The organism is Mycobacterium sp. (assembly GCF_040509115.1).
Taxonomy (GTDB): Bacteria; Actinomycetota; Actinomycetes; order Mycobacteriales; family Mycobacteriaceae; genus Mycobacterium.
Window position 1 is genome coordinate 1 of record NZ_JBEVLO010000452.1, and the last position, 2,973, is coordinate 2,973.

3 protein-coding genes are annotated in these 2,973 nt (G+C 69.5%); all 3 read left to right on the top strand.

Features of this window, described 5'->3' with window-relative positions:
* Positions 1-142 precede the first annotated feature (142 nt).
* Entirely contained in the window at positions 143-1,594 is a 1,452-nt protein-coding gene (gene dacB / locus ABW137_RS30915) for a D-alanyl-D-alanine carboxypeptidase/D-alanyl-D-alanine endopeptidase (protein WP_526405902.1), read from the top strand.
* The gene (locus ABW137_RS30920; RefSeq protein WP_526405903.1) at positions 1,591-2,688 is read left to right on the top strand and encodes an Rv3626c family coenzyme F420 biosynthesis-associated protein; all 1,098 of its coding nucleotides are present in this window, start codon (positions 1,591-1,593) and stop codon (positions 2,686-2,688) included. Before dacB ends, ABW137_RS30920 begins: the two co-directional genes overlap by 4 nt.
* Positions 2,667-2,973 (top strand): PP-loop family protein (locus ABW137_RS30925; RefSeq protein WP_526405905.1); only part of this gene is annotated, 307 nt, incomplete at its 3' end. The genes ABW137_RS30920 and ABW137_RS30925, both read left to right, overlap by 22 nt.

The window sequence follows — 2,973 nt, forward strand, 5'->3', positions numbered from 1 at the left end:
ACCTCGTACTTGTTGCGCGACCCCTTCGGGATCTCGATGACGACCTCGAACTCCACCGCCGCGGCTCCTTCGTCTGCTCTTCGTGTCAATGGGGCGCCGGGTGACGACGCGGGTCAACCATAGACGAGCGATACCCTGCTCTATGCGGGCTCTGTGCGGGTCTGCGCGCAGCCCCGGAATCAGGAGACCGACCATCGGAGTCACTAACCCCACCCGGTGGCGTCGATCCACCCACGTGTGGGTCGGCGTCGTGGTGCTCGTCCTGGTGGCAGCAGTCGTGGCGATCGGGGCGGTGGCGACCTCCAACGGCAGCACCCCGCGCGAGGTGCAGGCCGTCACCGCGCAGCCCGCCCTGGTCACCGTCGCACCCGGTGTGGTGCCGGTCGCCGATTCCGCGCCGGTCCCGACACCGGGCGGGCTGACGGCGACGTTGGCTCCGTTCGTCGCCAATCCCGACCTTGGGGCGTTCACCGGCCGGGTCACCGACGCGGCCACCGGGAAGGAACTGTGGGCGCGGGGCGCTCACCTTCCGATGCAGCCGGCGTCGGTCAACAAGGTGCTGACGACCGCAGCCGCGCTGCTTGCGCTGGATCGCGACGCGCGGTTGACGACGACCGTGGTGGCCGCCGACCAGTCCACGTCACCAGGGCTCATCGTGCTCAAGGGTGGCGGGGATCCGACGCTGTCGGCCGCGGCCAAGGGCGTGGACACCTGGTACCGCGATGCCGCGCGGATCAGTGACCTGGCCGATCAGGTCCGCAAGTCGGGCGTGGCGCCGAAGGTGGTCCAGGTGGACGTGTCGGCCTTCAGCGGGCCGACGATGGCGCGTGGATGGGATCCCCTCGACATCGACGGCGGTGACATCGCCCCGATGGAGGCGGTGATGCTCGACGGTGGCCGTACCCAGCCGGTCAGCGTCGACTCGGCGCGTTCTCCGACGCCCGCCCTTGACGCGGGCCGCGCACTGGCCGTCGCCCTCGGCTTGAATCCGGCCAGCGTGACGGTGCGTCCCACCCCTGCCACCGGCGAGCAGATCGCCGCGGTGCAGTCGCCACCCCTCATCGAGCGCCTCCGGGAGATGATGAATGCCTCCGACAACGTGATGGCCGAATCGATCGGCCGTGAGGTCGCGGCGGAGATGGGCAGGCCGCAGAGCTTCGATGGCGCCGTCGCGGCGGTGCTCGGGCAGCTAAACAAGGCCGGAATCGACACCGGCGGAGCGACTTTGAGAGATTCCAGCGGATTGTCCGTCGACGACCGGCTCACCGCCGAGACCCTCGACGAGATCGTGACCGCCGCGGCGGGGACGTCGACGCCGCGGCTGCGACCGCTGGTGGATCTGCTGCCCATCGCGGGAGGCAGCGGCACTCTGTCCAACCGCTACCTCGACACCGATGCGGGCAAGGCCGCGGCGGGCTACCTGCGGGCCAAGACGGGCTCGCTGACCGGAACCAACTCGCTGGTCGGGTTCGTCACCGATCGCAGCGGGCGGGTGCTCGCGTTCTCGTTGATGTCCAATGACGCTGGCCCCACCGGCCGAACGGCGCTGGACGCCGTGGCGGCCACGCTGCGGTCGTGCGGGTGCGGCTCGTGAGCTCGCCGTCCCCGGTCACCGTGGGCCGCACCGTCGACTGGGAGTTCGCAGCGACGGTCGGGGCGAAGCTGGTCCGCCCTGCGCCGCCCGCCACCGACTACACGAGAAGCCAAGCCATCGAGCAACTCTCGGAATCGGCCCGGACTGCGGAGACGCCGGTCCGCGAGGTCACCGGCCTCAACGAAGGCGCGGCGGTCACCGAGGCGCGCGTCGTCGACCGAGCCGAATGGGTTAGGGCTGCAACGCAATCCATGCGGGTGATGACCGGCGGCGAGGAAGGCGCGGCCGGAGGGTTCCTCACCGGTCGCATCACCGGCGCGCAGACGGGCGCCGTCCTGGCCTTCGTGTCGTCGGGCATCCTCGGCCAGTACGACCCGTTCGCCTCTCCCAAGGCGCAGGAGCCCGGTGGCTCGGGTGATCAGTCCGGCAATGGCGAGTTGCTTCTGGTGTACCCGAACGTGATCGCCGTAGAGCGGCAGCTTCGGGTGCGGCCTGCCGACTTCAGGTTGTGGGTGTGTCTGCACGAGGTCACCCACCGCGTCCAGTTCCGCGCCAATCCCTGGCTGGCCAAGCACATGTCGGACTCGTTGGCCGTCATCACCGACGACAGCGATCAGGACGTGACCCAGATGATCGGACGGCTTGGGGAATTCGTTCGCAACAAGCGCAGCCGATCGGAATCGCAGGAGCCGCAAGTCAATTCGGAGGGCATGGTCGGCATCCTTCGGGCCATGCAGTCCGAGCCTCAGCGAAAGGCGCTCGACCAGCTGCTGGTGCTCGGCACCCTGCTGGAGGGACATGCGGATCACGTCATGGACGCCGTCGGTCCCGCGGTGGTGCCCTCGGTGGCGACGATCAGGCGCAGGTTCGACGAACGCAGACAGCGCAAGCAGCCGCCACTGCAACGCGTGTTGCGCACCGTGTTGGGCTTCGACGCCAAGATGAGCCAGTACACCCGGGGCAAGGCGTTCGTCGACCACGTGGTCGGCAAGGTGGGCATGGACAGGTTCAACGTGGTGTGGACCAATGCCGAGACATTGCCGCTGCCAACCGAAGTCGACGAGCCGGACCGATGGATCGACAGGGTGCTGTAGCGGGTGTCCGCAGGGCGGTCGACGAGTTCGCCCGCACCTACTGCGCCGCCGACGAGCGGTGGTGCGTGGCACTGTCCGGGGGCGCGGACTCGCTGGCACTCACCGCGGTGGCTGCCGCGTCGCGCCCCACTACGGCGCTGATCGTCGACCACGGCCTGCAACCCGATTCGCAACGGATCGCCGACGGGGCCCGCGAGCAGGCGCTGGAACTGGGGTGTGTCGCCGCGCGAATCATCCGCGTCCGCGTGGGAACCTCCGGCGGGCCTGAGGGGGCGGCGAGAGCGG

Excerpts from the sequence above, each read along its gene's own strand:
- dacB (WP_526405902.1), top strand. The coding sequence starts at position 143 with ATGCGGGCTCTGTGCGGGTCTGCGCGCAGCCCCGGAATCAGGAGACCG.